At 59.1% G+C, this 19,859-nt stretch carries 20 protein-coding genes; 8 read left to right on the top strand and 12 right to left on the bottom strand.

Annotation, left to right across the window (positions count from 1 at the left end; translation table 11 throughout):
• Positions 1–35: 35 nt before the first annotated feature.
• A complete protein-coding gene (locus tag N7578_RS08310) occupies positions 36–260 on the bottom strand; it encodes an aa3-type cytochrome c oxidase subunit IV (RefSeq protein WP_311109800.1) in 225 nt (74 codons plus the stop codon).
• A gap of 434 nt (positions 261–694) precedes the next feature.
• Between N7578_RS08310 and N7578_RS08305 the strand changes: the two genes are divergently transcribed.
• Both N7578_RS08305 and N7578_RS08300 read left to right on the top strand, forming a co-directional pair.
• On the top strand, positions 695–1,258 hold the full coding sequence (locus N7578_RS08305) for a TRAP transporter small permease subunit (protein WP_311109799.1): 564 nt from the start codon (positions 695–697) through the stop codon (positions 1,256–1,258).
• 1 nt (position 1,259) lies between these two features.
• Entirely contained in the window at positions 1,260–3,143 is a 1,884-nt protein-coding gene (locus N7578_RS08300; RefSeq protein ID WP_311109798.1) for a TRAP transporter large permease subunit, read from the top strand.
• A gap of 321 nt (positions 3,144–3,464) precedes the next feature.
• Here N7578_RS08300 and N7578_RS08295 read toward each other — a convergent pair whose 3' ends face one another.
• On the bottom strand, positions 3,465–4,559 hold the full coding sequence (locus N7578_RS08295; RefSeq protein WP_311109797.1) for a TRAP transporter substrate-binding protein: 1,095 nt from the start codon (positions 4,557–4,559) through the stop codon (positions 3,465–3,467).
• A 296-nt stretch (positions 4,560–4,855) separates the two neighbouring features.
• Between N7578_RS08295 and N7578_RS08290 the strand changes: the two genes are divergently transcribed.
• The gene (locus N7578_RS08290) at positions 4,856–5,611 is read left to right on the top strand and encodes a gamma-glutamyl-gamma-aminobutyrate hydrolase family protein (protein ID WP_311109796.1); all 756 of its coding nucleotides are present in this window, start codon (positions 4,856–4,858) and stop codon (positions 5,609–5,611) included.
• A gap of 6 nt (positions 5,612–5,617) precedes the next feature.
• Here the strand turns inward: N7578_RS08290 and N7578_RS08285 are convergent, their stop codons facing one another.
• The 4 genes from N7578_RS08285 to N7578_RS08270 all read right to left on the bottom strand — a co-directional run bounded on the left by N7578_RS08285 (position 5,618) and on the right by N7578_RS08270 (position 9,071).
• Positions 5,618–6,103 (bottom strand): peroxiredoxin, encoded by a 486-nt coding sequence (locus N7578_RS08285; protein ID WP_311109795.1) that lies wholly within the window; start codon positions 6,101–6,103, stop codon positions 5,618–5,620.
• Positions 6,104–6,211: 108 nt separating this feature from the next.
• Positions 6,212–7,171 carry a 2-hydroxyacid dehydrogenase gene (locus N7578_RS08280; RefSeq protein ID WP_311109794.1) on the bottom strand — a complete coding sequence of 320 codons (960 nt, stop codon included), beginning with the start codon at positions 7,169–7,171 and terminating at the stop codon, positions 6,212–6,214.
• A 226-nt stretch (positions 7,172–7,397) separates the two neighbouring features.
• A complete protein-coding gene (locus tag N7578_RS08275; protein ID WP_311109793.1) occupies positions 7,398–8,420 on the bottom strand; it encodes a LacI family DNA-binding transcriptional regulator in 1,023 nt (340 codons plus the stop codon).
• A 123-nt stretch (positions 8,421–8,543) separates the two neighbouring features.
• A complete protein-coding gene (locus N7578_RS08270) occupies positions 8,544–9,071 on the bottom strand; it encodes a MarR family transcriptional regulator (RefSeq protein ID WP_311109792.1) in 528 nt (175 codons plus the stop codon).
• A gap of 81 nt (positions 9,072–9,152) precedes the next feature.
• Here N7578_RS08270 and N7578_RS08265 point away from each other — a divergent pair, with 81 nt between their 5' ends.
• The 3 genes from N7578_RS08265 (at position 9,153) to N7578_RS08255 (ending at position 12,355) form a co-directional block, all read left to right on the top strand.
• On the top strand, positions 9,153–9,953 hold the full coding sequence (locus N7578_RS08265) for a creatininase family protein (protein ID WP_311109791.1): 801 nt from the start codon (positions 9,153–9,155) through the stop codon (positions 9,951–9,953).
• Positions 9,954–10,056: 103 nt separating this feature from the next.
• Positions 10,057–11,157, top strand: a complete 1,101-nt coding sequence (locus N7578_RS08260; protein ID WP_311109790.1) for a GTP-binding protein — start codon at positions 10,057–10,059, stop codon at positions 11,155–11,157.
• Positions 11,158–11,362: 205 nt separating this feature from the next.
• Positions 11,363–12,355 (top strand): WD40 repeat domain-containing protein, encoded by a 993-nt coding sequence (locus N7578_RS08255; RefSeq protein WP_311110090.1) that lies wholly within the window; start codon positions 11,363–11,365, stop codon positions 12,353–12,355.
• 102 nt (positions 12,356–12,457) lie between these two features.
• Here the strand turns inward: N7578_RS08255 and N7578_RS08250 are convergent, their stop codons facing one another.
• Both N7578_RS08250 and N7578_RS08245 read right to left on the bottom strand, forming a co-directional pair.
• Positions 12,458–13,621: an MFS transporter gene (locus N7578_RS08250; protein WP_311110089.1), complete on the bottom strand. Its 1,164-nt coding sequence runs from the start codon at positions 13,619–13,621 to the stop codon at positions 12,458–12,460.
• Between the two features lie 403 nt (positions 13,622–14,024).
• Positions 14,025–14,309, bottom strand: coding sequence for a hypothetical protein (locus N7578_RS08245; protein WP_311109789.1), 285 nt, complete (start codon positions 14,307–14,309; stop codon positions 14,025–14,027).
• Between the two features lie 272 nt (positions 14,310–14,581).
• On the opposite strand from N7578_RS08245, the gene N7578_RS08240 reads away from it, so the two are divergent.
• Positions 14,582–15,748: a hypothetical protein gene (locus N7578_RS08240; protein ID WP_311109788.1), complete on the top strand. Its 1,167-nt coding sequence runs from the start codon at positions 14,582–14,584 to the stop codon at positions 15,746–15,748.
• Between the two features lie 17 nt (positions 15,749–15,765).
• Here the strand turns inward: N7578_RS08240 and N7578_RS08235 are convergent, their stop codons facing one another.
• The 4 genes from N7578_RS08235 to N7578_RS08220 form a co-directional block, all read right to left on the bottom strand.
• Entirely contained in the window at positions 15,766–16,209 is a 444-nt protein-coding gene (locus N7578_RS08235; protein WP_311109787.1) for a glyoxalase superfamily protein, read from the bottom strand.
• Positions 16,210–16,416: 207 nt separating this feature from the next.
• On the bottom strand, positions 16,417–17,109 hold the full coding sequence (locus N7578_RS08230) for an OmpW family protein (RefSeq protein WP_311109786.1): 693 nt from the start codon (positions 17,107–17,109) through the stop codon (positions 16,417–16,419).
• Positions 17,110–17,339: 230 nt separating this feature from the next.
• Positions 17,340–18,635 carry an MFS transporter gene (locus N7578_RS08225; protein WP_311109785.1) on the bottom strand — a complete coding sequence of 432 codons (1,296 nt, stop codon included), beginning with the start codon at positions 18,633–18,635 and terminating at the stop codon, positions 17,340–17,342.
• A gap of 89 nt (positions 18,636–18,724) precedes the next feature.
• Positions 18,725–19,126, bottom strand: coding sequence for a MarR family winged helix-turn-helix transcriptional regulator (locus N7578_RS08220; RefSeq protein WP_311109784.1), 402 nt, complete (start codon positions 19,124–19,126; stop codon positions 18,725–18,727).
• A 484-nt stretch (positions 19,127–19,610) separates the two neighbouring features.
• Between N7578_RS08220 and N7578_RS08215 the strand changes: the two genes are divergently transcribed.
• On the top strand, positions 19,611–19,859 hold the full coding sequence (locus tag N7578_RS08215; protein WP_311109783.1) for a hypothetical protein: 249 nt from the start codon (positions 19,611–19,613) through the stop codon (positions 19,857–19,859).

Raw genomic sequence — 19,859 nt, 5'->3', positions numbered from 1 at the left:
GCACGGCAAGTTCCTCAGCTCGGGGAAGGAAGATGTCAGCGCAGCAGGAAGAAGCCGGCGACGGAGAGAACGATGAAAACCACCAGACCGCCAAGGAAACCGGCGGTGGTGAAGAAACCTGCCAGCATGGCGAGCATCAGAACGCACACCAGCATGGTGCCGTATTTCGTCATGGCGAGAAAACCCGAATAGGTCTTTTCGTGCTGGGGGTAATCCATCGGCGCGCCAACTTCGACCGGACCCGTGTGGTGTTCGCTCATGTCTTTCTTTCCCTCTTCCATCGGCCTCGACAGCCCCTTGCGCCCATGCAGACGAAGGCAGCCCCTCCCGGCAATCCCCGATCAACGGAATTCTCCACTGCCAGAGGTAACATGAAGCGGCGGAAAAGCGCAATGCACCTAGGCCCTTGTCCGCACGGTTTCGTCCGTCGTGGAAAAGTACAATTTAATGTGTCGCAAAAGGTTATTGCCGTAGCGCGGCAGGTAAAATCAGTGCACGATCAAGTCTTGCGGGTGTGTAAGAACTAGTCGATTCAGGGGAGGATGCAAACGCCACTCACGATTGCTTTTTTTGCAACGACTGAATAAGCACCTGCGACAAGAAAAATACCGCGCTTGCCTGATGAAAGGTCAATATCGCCGCTCAGGCACAAGCGCCACGACGGACCTTGGATTTGGTCCTTGAGGAGGGGAAAGTGAAGTTTTTATTGGGCTTCAGTCGGGCCGTGGATACGGTCACGACGGTCATCGGGAAATCTGTGTCCTGGCTTCTGTTGGCGGCCGTTCTCATCAGCGCCACGAACGCCGTGGTGCGCAAGGTGTTCGACGTGTCGTCGAATGCATGGCTTGAGGTACAGTGGTATCTCTACGGAACCGTCTTCATGATGGCTGCCGCTTATGCGCTTCTGAAAAACGAACATGTTAGGATCGACATCCTGTCCTCAACATGGTCGAAACGTACCCGCGATATCGTGGATTTTGTCCTGCACATCATTTTCCTCGTCCCCTTCGCAGCCCTCATGACATATCTGGCGTGGCCGTGGTTCTGGACCTCGTTCAACTCCGGGGAAATGTCCTCCAATGCCGGTGGCCTCATCATCTGGCCAGCCAAGCTTGTCGTACTTGCGGGCTTTGCCCTGCTGCTAGTTCAGGCGTTTTCGGAAATCATCAAGCGCTACGCGGTGATCGCGGGCTACATCGATGACCCCAGAGAAATGCCTGAAACCGTAACGGAAACCAGCGGGACGGTGGGGAACTGACATGATCGATTTCATTGCACACAACCTTCCGCTGGTGATGTTCTCCAGCGTGATGCTCATGCTGCTGCTTGGTTATCCCGTTGCCTTTACCCTTGCGGCTGGCGGCTTGATCTATTTCGCGCTCGGCGTGGAACTGTCCTGGATATCACCGGAAATCCGGCTATTCTGGCCGCTTCTACAGTCGCATCCCGAACGCATCTACGGGATCATGTATAACGACACTTTGCTGTCGATCCCGTTCTTCACCTTCATGGGCATCATTCTTGAGCGCTCGCGTATGGCGGAAGACCTGCTGGATACGATCGGCCAGTTGTTCGGCCCGATCCGCGGTGGCCTCGCCTATGCGGTCATCCTCGTCGGCGCCCTGCTCGGTGCCACCACCGGTGTCGTCGCGGCATCGGTGATGGCAATGGGTCTGATCTCGCTGCCGATAATGATGCGTTACGGCTATAACCGTCCACTCGTCGCCGGAACAATTGCTGCATCGGGAACGCTGGCGCAGATCGTGCCGCCGTCACTCGTGCTGATCGTCATGGCAGACCAGCTTGGCCGCTCGGTCGGCGACATGTATGTCGGCGCGCTTTACCCCGCGCTGCTCATCGTCGCCACCTACTGCGCCTACATATTCGCGGTCTCCATCTTCAAGCCTTCTCTCGTTCCAGCCCTGCCGCCAGAGGCCCGCACGCTCGGCAATGGCGTCACATCGCTGCTGGTCATGATCGCCATATCCGTGGCGCTCTATTTCCTTGGCATGCATGTCCTGTTCACAGGTATCGCAAGCCCGGAATGGCAGCTTGTGGCAGCGCTGGCCTTCGCGGTCATCGCCGTTTATCTGGTTGCCCTTTTCAACGCCATGACGAGCGTGAAGCTGATTTCGCGTCTTGCGGAGCAGGTCATCATCGTGCTGGTGCCGCCGCTGGCGCTCATCTTCCTCGTGCTCGGCACCATCTTCCTTGGCATCGCAACGCCGACCGAAGGCGGCGCGATGGGCGCGACCGGAGCGCTCCTGCTCGCACTCGCCAAGGGCCGCCTGACGATTGCCACCGTAAAGAACGCGCTCGATGCCACCACGAAGCTTTCCGCCTTCGTCATGATGATCCTCATAGGCGCCCGTGTTTTCGGCCTGACGTTCTACGGCATCAACGGCAACGTCTGGATCGAGGAGCTGCTGCTAGCCCTCCCGGGTGGTGAATATGGCTTCCTGATCGTCGTCACGATCATCATCTTCATTCTCGGCTGCTTCCTGGATTTCTTCGAGATCGCGTTCATCATGGTGCCGCTGCTGGCGCCGGTCGCCGAAAAGCTCGGCATCGATCTCGTCTGGTTCGGCATCATCCTCGGCATCAACCTCCAGACGTCGTTCCTCACGCCACCCTTCGGCTTTTCGCTGTTCTTCCTGCGCTCCATCGCCCCCAACTCCAAATGGGTCGACAAGGTAACGGGCAAGACCATGCCGGGCGTCAAGACAACGGAAATCTACAAGGGCGTATTTCCCTATATCGTCATCCAGTTCGTGATGATCCTCGTAGTCATCGCCTTCCCGGGCCTTGTCATGGTCTACAAGAGTGGCCATCCGACGATCAATCCAGACGACGTGAAGATCGAGATACCGGGCGGTCCGGGCAGCAGCGGTCTCACCTTACCGCCGCTCGGTGGCGGAGGCGGCTCGTCACCGCAGCAGCCGTCCATGGGCCTTCCACCCCTGAACCTCGGCGGCCCCTCCGGAGGAAGCCAGCCTGCACCCGCAGCGCCGCCAGCCCTCGGACTGCCGCCGCTCAATCTGGGTGGCCCGCAGCCGGATGCTGCCGCACCGCCGTCGCAGCCGCAGCAGCCCGCGCAGAACACGCAACCCGATCTGAGCCAGCCGCCTAAGATCGGGCCGTAACAGGGCTATAGAACGGATAACCGACAAAGGTGGAAGTAACCGAGCGTCTGCGTTTGCCCGCAAACACTTCTTCAAACGCCACGTCATCCTCGCCCTTGAGGCGGGGATCCATAAATCATTGAAATCAATGGGTCCTCGGGTCAGGCCCGAGGATGACGGAGGAGAGATCAATGCATCTCTTTCGGGATCCCGCTCGCCTCTCCAAACTTTTTGCCGGACCAATCGTCACTGCAGCGTCCTCAACGAAAACACCGAACGACAAAAACCCCGCAGTCCGTAGCCTGCGGGGTTCTCGCTCAGGTCCGCCTTGTCCCGATTACGTCAGAGTTTGCCGTTCCGCTGCTGGATCATCATGAACGTGTCGAAGGTGTATTCCGAGAGCTGCATCCAGAGATAACCCTCGCGCTTGAAGGCCACCTGGTCCTCGTAAATCTTCTTGAAATCCGCGTTTGACGAGGAGATGTTGGCGTAGACTTCCTGCGCCGCCTTGTAGCAGGCCTCGAGGATTTCCTGGCTGAATGGCCGCAGCACCGCACCTTCGCCCACCAATTGTTTCACCGCGATCGGGTTCTTGGCATCGTATTTTGCCATCATGTTGGTGTTGGCAAAGGCGCAGGCGTCCTGCAGCACGGTCTGATACTGCTTGGGCAGGTTGTTCCACTTGTCGAGGTTGACGAAGGAGTGGATGACCGGACCGCCCTCCCAGAAGGCGGGATAGTAGTAATACTTCGCGACCTTGTAGAAGCCGAGCTTGTGGTCGTCATAGGGGCCGACCCATTCCGCCGCATCGATGGTACCTTTTTCCAGCGCCGGGTAGATGTCGCCGCCCGCGATCTGCTGCGGCACGACACCGAGCTTTTCGACAACCTTGCCGGCAAGACCGGCGATGCGCATCTTCACGCCCTTGAAGTCATCGACTGTGTTGATCTCCTTGCGGAACCAGCCGCCCATCTGCGCGCCGGTGTTGCCGGAAATCATGCCATAGAGATTGTGCTTGGCGTAGAACTCATTCAGCAGCTTGTTACCGTTGCCCTCGTAGAACCAGGAGTTCGTCAGGCGCGCATTGAGGCCGAAGGGTATGGCCGTACCGATCGCGAAGGTCGGATCCTTGCCGACGTAATAATAGGAGCAGGTATGGCACATTTCGACCGTGCCGGACGAAACGGCGTCGGCCGCCTGCAGGCCGGGAACGATCTCACCGGCGGCGAAGGTCTGGATCGTGAAATTGCCGTCGGTGGCGGCTGCAACATGTTTTGCAATATCTTCGGCGCCGCCGTAAATCGTGTCGAGCGATTTCGGGAACGATGACGTCAGACGCCAGGTAATCTTGGTATTCTGCTGCGCAATGGCGGGCGCAGCCAGAGCCGTTGCGGCTCCCGCCAACGCACCTTTTTTAATAAAGGAACGACGATCCATCTATATCCTCCCAGATATGAACCATGCCGGCAGCTTAATTCCCCTCGCTGCTCGGCATCGCGATGATGGTACACGCTGTTAACCGGCTGACAAGCGGTTTCGCTGCGCCTGAGCCGTCAAAGAAGCCATGTTTGGAAGAAATCCCCGAACGTCCACGTCACATTTTATGTCCGAGTAAAATATAGCCCGAAAGCCTTATACTTTAGGCGAATGCATCTTTGCCGCTAGACGAAGGCCCGCTTGACTTGCCGTGAGGGCAGTCGCACATAGTGCCGCAGATTCTTGCCGGAGCCATCATGTCGAAACCCATCATCGCCGTCCCCGCCGATATCCGGCATTTCACCGGAGCCGACTGGCACGCAGCACAGAACCAGTACGTCTCCGCCGCGCTGAAAGTAGCGGGCGTGATGTCCTTCATCATCCCGGCCTTCGAGGACGGCAACGATATCGACGCAATTCTGGATCGCGTCGATGGCCTTCTGGTGTCGGGCTCTGCGACCAATGTGCACCCTTCCCTTTACGGAAAAGAAGCGCAGGAAAGCGACGGCCCGTTCGATCCGGCACGCGATGCCACCAGCCTGCCGCTGATCCGCCGCGCCCTCGAACGCGGTATTCCCATGCTGGCCATCTGCCGCGGCATTCAGGAGCTGAACGTGGCGCTCGGCGGCACGCTGGCGTCGGAAATTCAGGAACAACCCGGCGTCTGGGATCACCGCAAGCCGGAGCACGACGACCGCGACGTGGCTTTCGCCATCCGCCAGCCGGTGCATGTGCGTGAAGGCTCGTGCATTGCCCAGCATCTCGGCGTGTCAGGCGAAATCCAGATCAACTCACTGCACCGTCAGGCCATAGCCGAGACAGCGCCGCGCCTTCAGGTGGAAGCGACGGCGGAAGACGGCACCATTGAAGCCGTATCTGTCATCGATGCGCGGGGCTTTGCGGTTGGCGTGCAATGGCACCCGGAATACTGGGCGGAGACGGATGCTCCGTCCCGCGCCCTATTCGAAGCCTTCGGCAAGGCTGTGAGGGAGTATCAGGCCAGCAAGGCGTGATACCGGCTAGCCAGATGCTTTCGAATGCGCGCTTTTCAGCCAGTCGATAACATCGTCTGCGTTCTTTTCTGGCGGGAAAACCGGATAGAACACATGCCGGATCTTTCCGTCGGAAGCGATCAGCGTCAGACGTTTCAGCAATGTCATGCCGCCAGCTTCAAAAACCGGCAACCTCAAAGCCTGTTGAAATTGCCGGTTTTCATCTGAAAGCAGCGGAAAAGGCAGATGCAACCTCTCTGCCGCCTCCCGTTGATAGTCCGTATCCTGTACGGACACGCCGTAAAGATGCGCGACGCCAAGCGCCTTCAACTCGGCGAAATGATCTCTGAACGAACAGGACTGTGGCGTGCACCCCTTCGCACCGGGTATCTCCGCCCAGCTATCGACGGCAGGCCCATTCGGACTGCTGGTCATCGGATAGATATAGATGACCGTCAACGCTTTGAGATCACTGAGATGAACGGGCTTGCCATCCGTGGCGGTGAGCGTCACTTAAGGCAAGGGAGTGCCCGGCAGATGGGCGGCCTGCCCGTCATCTTCCGGTATCGTTTTATCCACCGCCATCGGCTCTTCACCCTTGCATCTGCTTTTGCCGTGCGCTTATTTGATAGGTGTTTCCGGCACCGGCGTCAGCACCTTACCGTCCTTGAACCAGCCGAGAATGTTGTCGGCGACGAGATCGGCCATGGCGTTGCGCGTCGGGATCGAGGCCGAGGCGACATGCGGCAGCAGCGAGACGTTCGGCAGCGACAGGAAGGCGTCGGGCACCTTCGGCTCGGCGTAGAACACGTCAAGACCGGCCGCACCCAGCGTGCCATCCTTCAACGCCGCCAGAAGCGCATCCTCGTCCACGCTGGAGCCACGTCCGACGTTGATGAAGACGCCCTGCGGCCCGAGTGCCTTGAAGATCTCGGCATTGATCGCCTTGTGCGTTTCCGGCGTACCCGGCACGATGCAGATCAACGTATCGACCACCTGCGCCATCTCCTTCAGCGAGCCGTAATAGGTGTAGGACAGACCGTCACGCTTGCTGCGCGTATGATAGCCGATCTCCACCTTGAACGGTTCCAGGCGCTTGGCGATTTCCTGTCCGATGCGGCCCATGCCGAAAAGGCCGACCTTGCGGCCGCGCAGCGAAAAGGGCGAAAGCGCGAACGGCCCCTCGCCAACCCATTTCCCGTCACGCAGCCAGCTTTCAGCCTGATAGAGGCGGCGCACGGTGTTGATGAGCAGGGCAATCGTCGTATCGGCGACTTCATCGTTCAGCACGTCCGGCGTGTTCGTCACGACAACGCCACGCGTGGCCGCGTGCTTGGCATCGACGCCATCGTAACCGACACCGAAATTCGCGATGATTTCGAGCTTGGGCAGCGCATCGATCCACTTGGCGTTGGCGACACCGGAAACGGCAATCGCATTGATGCGCTCAGCCGCACCTTCCGGCAGCACCGGCTCCGGCCCTGCGGGCACGGCGATGATCTCGGCCTTCCCGTCAAGGCGTTCGAGAACACGCGGATTGATCTTGCCCGGAACGAGAACGACGGCCTTCTTCTCTGACATGTGCGGATATTCCTCCTGATTCCTTGGATATCGGGAGCGATCTTTTCAAAGCTTGGCGGCAATGAAAAGGTCCATACGCAAATACAATGGGTTAAACAGCATTTTTCATGCCGTTTTTCATAGAACTGCCAAGCCATGCCGAAACCCGCTCCGGCATCAGATTGTCGCGCAGGCGCGTCGAAGGGTTTTGTGTCCGCGCAGCAGGGCGAGCAAGCCGGATTGCGGCTCAAACCCGCGGGCGAACCGGCCCGGTAGACTGGCGGATGCGCATTTCCGGCTTGATCAGGTGCACGCCATCAGGCTCGTGGCTGCCCGCCAGCCTGTCGAGCAGCGCGCGCGCCGCCAGACGCCCGACTTCGGCCTGTCCGTTCGACACCGTTGTCAGCGCTGGCGTGGCGATAGCCGCTTCTTCCAGGTCGTCATAACCGGTCACGGAAACATCGACCCCCGGCACAAGCCCGGCGCGGGAAATGCCGTTCATCAGGCCGATGGCGACCAGATCGTTCCAGCAGACGGCAGCGGTCGGCTTCTGCGGCAGGGAGAGGAAGTTCAGCGCCGCCTCGAAACCACCCTGCTTGGAGCGCGGACCGGGAATGCGCAGGTTCGGATCAACCTCGATGCCCGCCTTGCGCAGCGCATTGACATAACCCTGGTAACGGTCGCGGCCGGTCGATGTCTGGTCGGTGCCGCCGACCATGGCGATGGTACGGTGACCAAGGCTGATGAGATGGTTGGTGGCCAGCGAAATGCCGTAGCTGTCGTCGCCGCGATAGGTCGGCATGTCCACGCCGTCCATGGAGCGGGCCACGAGAATGGCAGGCATGCCGTTTTCTTCGGCCAGCTTCATGTCCTCGATCGGTGTGCCGATGGCGGGTGACATGATGATGCCGTCGGAGCCGAGTTGCAGCAGCGTCTCGATGAAGGTGCGCTGCTTTTCGACCGAATCGTAATGGTTCGACAGAATGAAGGTCTGGCGGCTGCGGTCGAGTTCACTTTCGATAGCTTTGAGAATTTCGCCGTAGAACGGGTTCATCACGTCATGGAAAACGACGCCGACGATACCGGAGCGCGAGGTGCGAAGGCTGGCGGCGCGACGGTTGTAGATGTAACCCAGCGCGCGGGCCTGTTCCTTGATCTTCTCCCGTGTGTCGGAGGCAACCAGCGGGCTGTCGCGAAGGGCAAGGGAAATGGTGGCGGTGGAAAGACCAAGGCTTTCGGCAATCGTCGACAGTTTGACCTTTTGGGCCACGGCATTCCTCCACGGGCATGTCGTCAACAGACGGCTTTGTTTAAATCGCAATTAAACAATTTAAACAAAACCCGCAACCCGTTTAAGAAAAAAGCCGCCAACAAATAATTATTGTTTAAAATTTCAATCCTGCGGATCGGCCGCCTGTAGATTGGCATCGATGGCCCGCATCAGCTTGACGATGGTGCGGATTTCCTTGGCCGAAAGACCTTCCACGGCCTTTGCTCCGCACGCCGCGATGGAGGCGCTGATGTGTTCGACGCTTTTCTGTCCGGTTTCCGTCAGCTTCACCAGCGTCACGCGGCCATCGCCGTCATCGTCGCTGCGCTCCACGAAACCCTGCGCTTCCATACGACCGATGGTGCGCGTCATGGTCGGTGCTTTCACGCCAAGTTTCTGGGCGATCTGGCCGGGGCTCATGCTGCCTTCCTGCGCCAGAGCGAGTATCACGCCGTCCTGCCCCGCATAAAGCCCGCTTTCCGACAGGCTGTGGCTGAGCGCAGTGCGCATGGACCGCGCGGCTTGTGTGATGGACTGCGCCAACTCTTCCGGATTGAAAAGCTCGTCCTTCTTCTTGCCGTCACGGGACTTCTTGCTGCCCTTTTCCTTTTTGGCGCTTTTGTCCTTCTGGCCGCTTTTGTCCTTGCTCATGCCGGAGATGCCTTTTTGTCGAATGGCGGAACCGATATATGTTGCTGGAAATCCTTAACGAATGCACGCCCGGATCGCCAGATGCCAAACACATACACGCAATATCACGACGAAAACGTAACAGACCGGCATCTTCCTGCAAGCGCCACCATTTCGGTTCTGCCCCTTGGTGCGTATGAGCAGCACGGCCCGCATCTGCCCTTCGAAACGGACACGCTGATTGCCGCAGGCATCGTCTCGCGCCTTGGCGCGGCACTGCCGAAAACGCTGCCCGTTTCCTTCCTGCCGGTGGAGCCGGTCGGTTATTCCATCGAGCACATTGATGTGCCGGGCACCCGATCGCTGCGTTACGACGAGGCGGTGGAGCGCTGGCTCAGCATCGCTGAAGCCGAATACGACAAGGGCGTGCGCAAGTTCGTGATGCTGAACGCCCATGGCGGCAACTCACCGCTCTTGACCATCGTGGCGACCGAGGCGCGTGTGCGCTTTGGCATGCTGGCGGTGGCGACAAGCTGGACCCGCTTCGGCATACCCCCGGAAATCGTCCGGCCGGAAGACAAGACCTTCGACATCCACGGCGGAGATATCGAAACATCCGTCATGCTGGCGCTTTATCCGGACAGGGTGGATATGGGCAAAGCACGCTCCTTCCCGTCCCGTCAGGCGGATTTCGCGAAGATTTTCAAACATCTGCGCGCTTATGGCCCACATGCATTCGGCTGGATGATGCGCGATCTGAATGACGACGGCGTGGCAGGCAACGCCGCCGCGGCCACTGCGGAAAAAGGCGAAAGGCTCATCGCCCACGCGGTGAACGGCTTTGTGGAGCTGCTGGAAGACATCAACGCGTTTGACATAACGTTATTTCATAACAAGATTTGAAAAACTTCATCAGAATCTCTTTGAACTGCCCCGGCCACACGCCTATATGGACGGCAACACTTTCCGCCCGGTCTCGCCGGGCCTGTTTTGACACGAGGTTTCCATGACCGAAACAGCAACAGCCAAGCCCATTCCAGTCACCGTGCTGACCGGCTATCTCGGCGCTGGCAAGACGACCCTTCTCAACCGCATCCTGTCCGAAAACCACGGCAAGAAATATGCGGTCATCGTCAACGAGTTCGGCGAGATCGGCATCGACAACGACCTGATCGTCGAGTCGGACGAAGAAATCTACGAAATGAACAATGGCTGCGTCTGCTGCACCGTGCGCGGCGACCTGATCCGCGTCGTGGAAGGTCTGATGCGTCGCCCCGGCCGTTTCGACGGGATCATCGTCGAAACCACCGGCCTTGCCGATCCGGTTCCGGTTGCGCAGACCTTCTTCATGGATGACGACGTGCGCGCCAAGACCGAGCTTGACGCCGTTGTGGCGCTGGTCGATGCAAAGCACCTGCCGTTGCGCCTGAAGGACAGCCGCGAAGCCGAAGACCAGATCGCCTTTGCCGATGTCGTCGTCGTCAACAAGACCGATCTCGTCACGCCGGAAGAAGTCGCCCGCATCGAAGATATCGTACGCGCCATCAACCCGTCGGCCCGCATCTACAAGACCACCCGTTCGGGTGTCGACCTTGCCCGCGTGCTGGATCAGGGTGCTTTCAATCTCGAGCGCGCTCTGGAAAACGATCCGCATTTCCTCGAGCATGGCCATGAGGATCACGTCTGCGGCCCAGATTGCGATCATGACCATGGACACGATCATCACCACCATGATCACGACCACCATCATCACGACCATGGACACGATCACCACCACCATCATGGCGCGCCTTCACCGATCCATGACGTGACGGTGCAATCGATCTCGTTCCGTGGCGGCGAGATGAACCCGGATCGTTTCTTCCCATGGATCCAGAAAGTCACGCAGACGGATGGCCCAAACATCCTGCGCCTCAAGGGTATCATCGCCTTCAAGGGCGACGCCGAGCGTTACGTCGTGCAGGGCGTGCACATGATCATCGAAGGCGATCACCAGCGTCCGTGGAAGGAAGACGAAAAGCGTGAAACGCGCCTCGTCTTCATCGGCCGCAACCTCGACCGCGAGAAGCTCGAAAAGAGTTTTCACGCCTGCGAAGCCACGGCCTGAGCCGTTCACGGCCCCGTCATGCCGGACCTGATCCCGTCACGACGATCTCCACGTCATCCTCGGGCTTGACCCGAGGAGCCATTACCGGAACATATGGATGGTCGGGGCAAGCCCGGCCATGACGTCGCGAGGAACGCTCCTTGCTGAAACTATCCATTCTGGCCAGAACCAGAGCAAGCAACCACACAAGAAAGACATTCTCCCCATGCCGACTGTTGCCCCGCTTGATATCGAAGGCCACGTGGTCTCGACCCATTTTCTCGGCGACATTCCACTTTTCGCCACTGCTGCCGGCACCATTCACCGTCTGGATGGCGGAGAAAAGGTCACAGAGGCGCATCAGGGGCTTCTGACCTGCATCCGCGACCCCTACAGCGCCACGCTCATTTCCGGCGGCGAGGATGGCCGCGTGCTGCGCATCGGCCACGATGGTTCGCTTTCCGAACTGGCGAACGTGCCGCGCAAGTGGATCAGCGTCGTCGCGGGTGGACCGCAGAAGGCGGTTGCCTACGGCGTCGGCAAGTCCAGCTTCGTGCGCCTGTCGGATGGAACGGTCAAGGAATTCAAGGAAGAGCGTACGGTGGAGGCCATCGCATTCGCTCCCAAGGGCATGCGCATTGCGGTGGCGCGCTACAACGGCGTGACGCTGCATTGGGTGGCCACCGCTGGCGATCCTGTCGATCTGGAATGGAAAGGCGCCCATACCGGCGTCACCTTCTCACCGGATGGCAAGTTCCTCGTCACCACCATGCAGGAAAACGCCCTGCACGGCTGGAAGATGGAAGCCACCAAGGGTGGCATGGAAGCCCGCCACATGCGCATGACGGGATATCCCTCCAAAGTCAAATCGCTGTCCTGGTCGCCGAAGGGCAAATGGCTCGCCTCATCCGGCGCACCCGCCGCCATCGTCTGGCCTTTTGCGGGCAAGGATGGTCCGATGGGCAAGGCGCCGTTGGAGCTGGGCACCCGCGCCAACATCATGGTCACCACCGTTGCCTTCCATCCGGCCGAAGAGGTTCTGGCCATCGGTTTTATCGATGGCATGATCCTCGGCGTGCGCGTGGTAGACGGCAAGGAAGCCTTGCTGCGCCGCCCCGGCAAGGGGGCCATCACCTCCATGGACTGGAGCGCCACCGGCAAGCTTCTGTCCTTCGCCTCTGAAGCAGGCGACTGCGGCGTCATCGACATTTCGGCGTGAGGATCAGAGCGCTTCAATCCTTGTCTGCAGCGCGCTTAACAACGTTTTCCCTCATTCCTGTGCTCGTCACAGGAATGAGGGAACTCCGTGCTTGACCGCACCTTACGCCGTCACCTGACGACGCGTTAGAAACAACATCAGCAGGGCAGCACCGGCACCCGCCGAGGCAAGCCGGATGGCGAGCCCGAAGCTCGCATATTGCGCGATGAGGCCCATCAGCGGCACGGCAAACAGGCTCGCCAGAAAGATCGAGTTCATGTAGAGCGCCGTCGCCCGCGCCATGCGTCCTCGGGAAAATCCCTGAAGGAAGGTCAGCGAGGTTCCGGCGAACAGGCCGTAATAGGCGCCCTCCATCGCCGCGCCGAACACCATGCCGGGCAGGCTCTGCACCGACGCGATGATGTTGAAGGCGATGATGGCCACCACCGCCGCACCCGCCAGAATGACGCGGGCGCTGACCCTGCGCATGATCTTCGGCGCAAGCAGGATCAGCAGCACCTCCATCGCGCATTTGACGCTGAGCGACAGGCCGGGCACGTAATCCGGAAAGCCCACCTCGCGCACCTGAAAAACGGGCAGCGCCGAGGCACACAGCGAATGGGCAAAGGACATGCAGAATGTTGCCCCGGCCGCCAGAAGCAGCGGCACGTTCCGACCGCCATCGGCTTCCGTTTCTGCCGGCCGCTCCATGGGACAGCTCTGATCACGCGGAACCACGGCCAGTGCCAGCCCACCCCATATTGTCGCCATCAGCAGACCATTGGCGAACACGGCCCTCGCCCCGGCAAGATCGGCGATCAGGTAGGCGGCGGCTGGAAGCACCATCCATGCCAGCGACACCATCACGCGCAGAAAGGCGTTGTAGGATGCGGCATCGAGCGCCATTTCGCGGCCGTGATGGCGTCCGTAACTGAACACCAGCGTCGTGGCGGCATTGGCAAGCCCCATGGCAGGCGCGGTGATCGCGACCAGCAGCGGAAGATTGCCAAACATCGCCGCCATTGCCGCAAGCATCGCCCCGATGATCGATGCCATGAGCAGCGGCCGGATCCTGATTCCGGCATCGACCCGTTCGCCATAGATCCGGCTGCCCATGATCGAGGAAATCATGGCAATGACGCTGTAGAGGCCGACGGTGGCGGGCGGATGACCAAGCACCTGAATGACGTAGAAGCCGATGAACGGCACGATGGTCGCGTTGGTGCCGCCAGCGACGAAGACCAGCAACGCAATCATATAGGCCTGACGATCGAAGCCGCCCGGCATAAGGTGTCTCGGCATCATGGGAATCGAATGAAGTCTGTGGCGCGAGCCCTACCTTCACACCAAAAGGATGCGGTGTTCAAGCCTGCGCGTCAGTCGGAAGAGCGCGGGTGAACCTTATGGCCGTAACGAAAAAAGGGGGCGAAGCCCCCTTGAGAGTGATGACGTTGGGGCAAGTGCCCTTTTCCCGACATTCCGGTCCCTGGATCTGGCCCAGGGTTGATCCGGCATCCAGCAACCGCGCGAGCGCGCAGTCCAAGATACTCTTGCGATCAGGGACGTGATCGTGCTGGCCCCTCGCCGGGGGAACGAGTAAGAGCATGTTCCTGCGGCCTATGGAGCGACCCGGAACATTGTCACCACCCTCAAGGGAGCATCGCCCCCAGTTCTTCAGGATGACCGCTTCTTAGTGGCGGCGCTTTTTCTTGCCGTTGTCGTTGTTGTCGATGACGTCAACGGAGGTCTTGTTGCCGTTCAGGACACCATTCAGGATGCCGGTCTTGTTGCCGTTCAGAATCCCGTTATTGGACAGGATACCGCTGACGCCGAGGTCGATGCTTGGCGATACGACGATGAGCGCGCTGTTCTTGTTGCTGTTTCCGGACAGGATGCCCAGAAGACCGCCGGCATGGGCCTGACCAACGGAAGCGACAGTAAGAGCGGCAGCAACACAAGCAAACTTAACAATCATTTCACTCTCCTCTTGAGTTTGATCAACGCCGTCTGGCGTGATTGAACTGTATATTTAGAGGATTCTAATTCAAGCGAAGCCTAATATTACAATAAATAACTAACATTAATACTGGAGATTTTCATAAAATTTTACCTAATTATACTCCGAACAGTGGCGGAGATATTTGCCCTCTCGCACCGTTCAGAAACGATACACAGATCGCAACCTGCTGAGAAAATTATTAACCATGTAAATATAAGATATTCCTCAATTAGCCATCGGAGATGAAGATGCGACTGGGGGGATGTGTAGCGCTTGTCATCGGCCTTGCCTGCGCCTCTTCCGTGCGCGCCGAAGGTCCGGAGTTCAGCTATTCTTCCGGTGCGACCTACGACACGAATTATTTTGGCGATACCAACCGCCTGAGCGCCATTTCGCTGCGGGCCGGGCTTGGCATGAATGGCAAGGTGGAGCTTGAGGGTGCGGAACTGCGCTATTCGCTCGATCATGAGGAGGTGCGCGTACCCCGCTACCTCTTTGCCAACGAACACAACACCACCGCAACGCTGGGCCTGACAAAACGTCTTTCGGAGCGGCTGGAATGGGCGGCTGAGCTTCGCGGAACGCGCAGCGACAGCGGTGACATCTTCTTTCACTTTCCCGAACAGGATATCGGCTACCGCCAGCTGGATCACAAGCTGGAGGCATCTTCCACCGTCGGCGTTCTGGCGCTCGGCGGCAAGACCACGCTGACGGCCGGGTTGACCAGCCTGATGAAAGGCACTGCCCGCTTCAAGCCCGCCTTTTTCCTTCCCACGCGGCTGGAGGCCAACGAAGCGCTGCTGTCGCTGAAGGCCGAGCACGTCCGGCCGCTGGGCGGTGGTGAGGCAGGTGTCACGGTCGCCTATGACCGCATCCTGGTGCCGGAAGGCCAACAGGAAAAATACGAGAGGTTCGAGGCAAACACGCTGCGCGGCTCGCTTGCCTACGGCTACAAGCTTGCCGACCGCCTCGCCTTTCTGGCCGAGGCTGGGCTGACGAGGATTTCCGGCGATGAACTCAGCGACAAGATCGAGCGTACCCGCCCCTATCTTCGCGCCGAAGCCGAATGGAAAGCCTCCGACAGCCTCGCCTTCGGCACGGGCTATTCGCAGGATTACGCACTGTTCGATCCCGACGATCCGATCGGCGAGTTTCATCGGCGCTGGCAGCTCGTCATGAAAAGCAAGCTCACCGACAAGGTGGGCCTCGACCTTGCGCTGCGCCGGGTTCACAAGGACTGGATGTATTACAACTATGACATCACCGAGCGGCGGCTGGTCGCCACGCTCTCGCTCGAAACCGGAAAGAGCAGCAGGCTTGAAGTGGAATTCGACCGCCTGCTGCATGGCGAGCGCGACGACGAACTGTCCTATCGCGGCTCTGCCGTCACGTCGCGTTTTACGGGTACGTTCTAGGCACCACTCCGCTCAAGCTACCACCGCAGTTCCACCTGCGGGCGGCCGTTGGAGGTTTTCTCCCACGTGCGGCCTGTTGCATCGACGTTGCAGTGAACGCGCTGGCGGAAAGCGGAAAAGCTCTCGAAGCGCACCACGTCCACCGGGTCGTCGAAATGCAGCGTCAGCCGGTAGCGTTCGGGATCGCCGCCGAGCGATTGCACGCCCAGCACCGACGCCACGAAGGGCTGGCCGAGATAGTGGCCTTCGACGCGGGACCCTAAAAGATAGGGATTGAAGGCTGGCCGGTTTCCGGCCGCCGCATGCAACGTGTTCCAGTCGCGGAAGCCATGTTGCGCGGCGATCAGTTCCAGCGCCTTCGAATGGGAAATTGCCTGCCCCTGCCCTTCAAGGGCTGCGCGCAGGCGCTTAGCCTGTTCCTTCAGCCCCTCGAGCGACGGAAGCGGTTTGGAAGCGCTCATAACGGTTCTCCAGTCTCAGCATGCCGGAGTTTGCGAAGGGAGCCCGCGTTGCCATCGTCGACATGCAGAACATGGGATGACCGTTATCGAATAAGGAAGCTTCACCATGGCGAAAACGCCTGCGGACGGCCGGGGCTCCCTGCCCGTGGCCATCCGTATATATCATCGGACGCAGCGCGTCAAAGTGGCAGCGCCCACCCCGCACCATCAGAAGCGATAGGTGACACCCGCACCGATCAGCCATGGGTCGAGCCTGGCCTTGCCACTGACCGGCACGCCGTTCAGCTCCGCCGTCCAGTCCGTCTTGAGGAACAGCTTCTTCACGTCGAAGTTCACGCCCCAATGTTCGTTCAGCATGTAGTCGAAACCAACCTGCAGCGCAGGCGCGAACGTGTTCTTGACGTCGAGGTTGGTGAAACCGGGCTTCTCGGACTGGTTATAGAACAGCGAATAGTTCACGCCCGCGCCAATATAGGGCTTGAACGCGCCGAAATCGGTGATGTGATATTGCAGCGTCAGCGTGGGCGGCAGCAACCACGTCTTGCCGACCGGCGTCCCGGCCAGCACACCCTCGCCGCTGATCCTGGCGTAGGTCGTGCCGAGGATCAGTTCGGCGGCGATGTTGTCGGTAAAGAAATAGCTGATGTCGAGTTCGGGGATCACCGTATCCGAGTAGGAGAGCCCGGCACCCGCCACGCCATCGACGCTACCGCTGTCATGGGTGATGACGCCAAGCCCGCGCACGCGCAGCATCCACGGACTTCTCGCCGCGGCAATCGCCTCCTCGGCCGTCGGCGCCGGTGCCGCGGGCGCGAGATCCCCGGCCATCGCGCTGCCCGAAACCATCACCGCCGCGACACCCGCCAGCAGATGCGCGATTTTTCCATTCTTGCTCAACATCTCTTCTCTCCTTGATGCATGGTCGGGACATGCCCGAACCGGCGCGCCGCAGGACAGAATCGAATTCCGGTTCCGGCAGCCGTCGCCGCCACTATCACCATCGCTGGGACAAGCTGTTTGAGATGGATCAAAGCATCAGGACATTGCCTGAAAATCTCGCTTTTCGGCTTCTTCCCGTTCCGCTCGCATTCCCGGCATGAGAATGCGAGCACTCAACAAATGTCGACGAATCAGGCCGCCTGCGGTGCAAGCGTCGTCTGCCCCGGCTTGCGCAGCAGCAGCACGGAGATCGCCGCGATCATGCACATCAGTCCGGCGATCTGCAGCGCCGGCATATAGGTGCCGAAATCGCTGCGGAAGAAACCCGCGCCGAAGGCGGCGGTGGCAGCGCCGAGCTGGTGGCCGGTAAACACCCAACCGAACACGAGGCCAGCCTTTTCCCGCCCGAAGTTCTCGGCGGCAAGCTTCACGGTCGGCGGCACGGTCGCCACCCAGTCCAGGCCGTAAAATACGGCGAAGATCGACAGTTCAATGACGCTGAAACCGGAGAACGACAGGTAGATCAACGACAGGCCGCGCAGGCCGTAAAACCAGAACAGCAGGAAGCGGTTGTCGAACCGGTCGGACAGCCACCCGGCAAAGACCGTGCCGACGAAATCGAAGATGCCGATGACCGCAAGCGTTCCCGCCGCCGTGACCGCCGCCATGCCGAAATCGCCGCAGATCGAGATCCAGTGGGTCTGGATCAGCCCGTTGGTCGACAGGCCGCAGACGAAGAACGTGCCGAACAGAACCCAGAACACCGGATTTCCGGAAACGCTTCTCAGTGTCAGGATCGGCGACACCAGCGTCGCGAGGAATTTGTGGTCCTGTTTCTGCGGTTTTGCCACCACCGTTTCGCCATAGGCGGGCAGACCGACATCGGCGGGATGGTCACGCATAAGGAGCAGCACGAGCACCATGGCCGTGGCGATCACGGCGACGGTCAGCGTCAGCGCGGTGCGCCATCCATAGGCTTCCGTCAGCGCGGCAAGAAGCGGCAGAAAAACGAGCTGGCCGGTGGCGTTGCTGGCCGTCATCAAACCGATGACAAGCCCGCGGCGTTTGGTGAACCAGCGGCTGGCGACCGTCGCGCCCAGCACCAGCGCCGTCATGCCAGTGCCGACGCCGATCACCACGCCCCACAAAAGAAGAAGCTGCCACACCTGCGTCATGAACAGGGAGGCGACGATGCCGCCCATGATCATCGCAAGCGCGGTGACAACCACCTGCCGGATACCGAAATGGTTCATGAAGGCAGCAGCGAAAGGCCCAAGCAGGCCGAAAAGCACAAGTCGCACGGCCATAGCGGTGGAGATATCGGCGATATCCCAGCCAAATTCCTGATGCAGCGGCTGGATCATCACTCCGGCCGATCCCATGGCGCCAGCCGTCGCCAGCATGGTCAGGAAGGTGGTTGCGGCAACCAGCCATCCGTAGTGGAGATTTCTGGTGGCCATCCATCCTGCAAGGCGTGTGGAGAGCATCGTGTTGGTCCCTTTCCTCATCGCCTTCCGGCGGATTTTACGGGTGCATACCCGTTTTTATGGGCATATACCCGCTTTACATAAAAATATCAAAGCGCCGAAAGCAGTTCCTGCAGCTGTTTCGTCTTTTCCGGCCCCAGACGGGTTTCGATATCCTCCTGAACGCCGTCCCACAGCGGAGCGCCTTCTGTCAGAATCGCATGGCCCTGTTCCGTGATTGTCAGCATCGCCTCGCGCTGGTCCTCGCCGTGGCCGAAGGCCACAAGCCCCATGCGCTCCAAAACCTTGGCATTGCGCCCGACGGTCGAACGGTCCAGCTCCACACGGGCGGCAAGGTCCGTCAGCGACACCGGTGCCACACGGTTGATGTTGCGCAGCAGGCTGAATTGACCGATGTTCACGCCAAGCGGCGCCAGCGCCTCGTCATAATAGGACGAGATGCGACGAGAGGCTTTGCGCAAAAGGATGCAATGACAGGAATCGCTCGACATATTGCGGGTATATACCTGCAAATCTTGAAATGCAAGCGATAACAGGCAGGAATGGTGTAAGGAGTCACGGATTCTGACCGGGAGTCACCAAAACGACCTTAGCTTTTTTTTTGATTTTGCCAGTTGCAAATCGAAAATCAACGATCATCGATAGATCGATGGCTAAAAAATATAATATTTAAGAAGCATTATTCAACGCAAAAGTATTTAAATTATAATACAAGATACAGACATTTACTTTACCGCAGACAAATTTCTCATATTGCACTAGATTTTGATTATTTGTACTATATGTATAATTCACGACATTCTTTTGTTTCCAGCCACTCGTTAAGCAATTGCACCCAAAGCGAACGTTCAGGCTGCAGCGTGACGTGCCGTCATCGCCCTGGAGGCTGGATTTGCGCCGGCCGTCGAACTGTACAAAATAGAGAAAGACGACAGACGAATTTGGCGAGGCAAGGTGAAACCGTGGGAAGAACTCTTGATTGAACGCTTAGGCTTTGCGGAAGAGACGGGTAGTTGCGCGACGCAAAAGCACCTGATTTCCGCATTTACGGAGAAGGTTCGACTCGATGGGAGCGAAGCATTGAAGCTCCGCTTTTCCGAATTCAAAGGGCGGGTAGAGAACAATCTAGCCTATGAACAAACGCATGGTCGGCAAAGCATGCTAAAAAAAGAACATCCTTTCAACGTCAAGCTGCTCGAGATGGGCCTCGGCACAGCTAGGTGA

It is taken from the genome of Agrobacterium tumefaciens (assembly GCF_031801495.1).
Taxonomy (GTDB): Bacteria; Pseudomonadota; Alphaproteobacteria; order Rhizobiales; family Rhizobiaceae; genus Agrobacterium; species Agrobacterium tumefaciens_K.
This window is presented reverse-complemented; position numbering and strand designations above follow the sequence as displayed.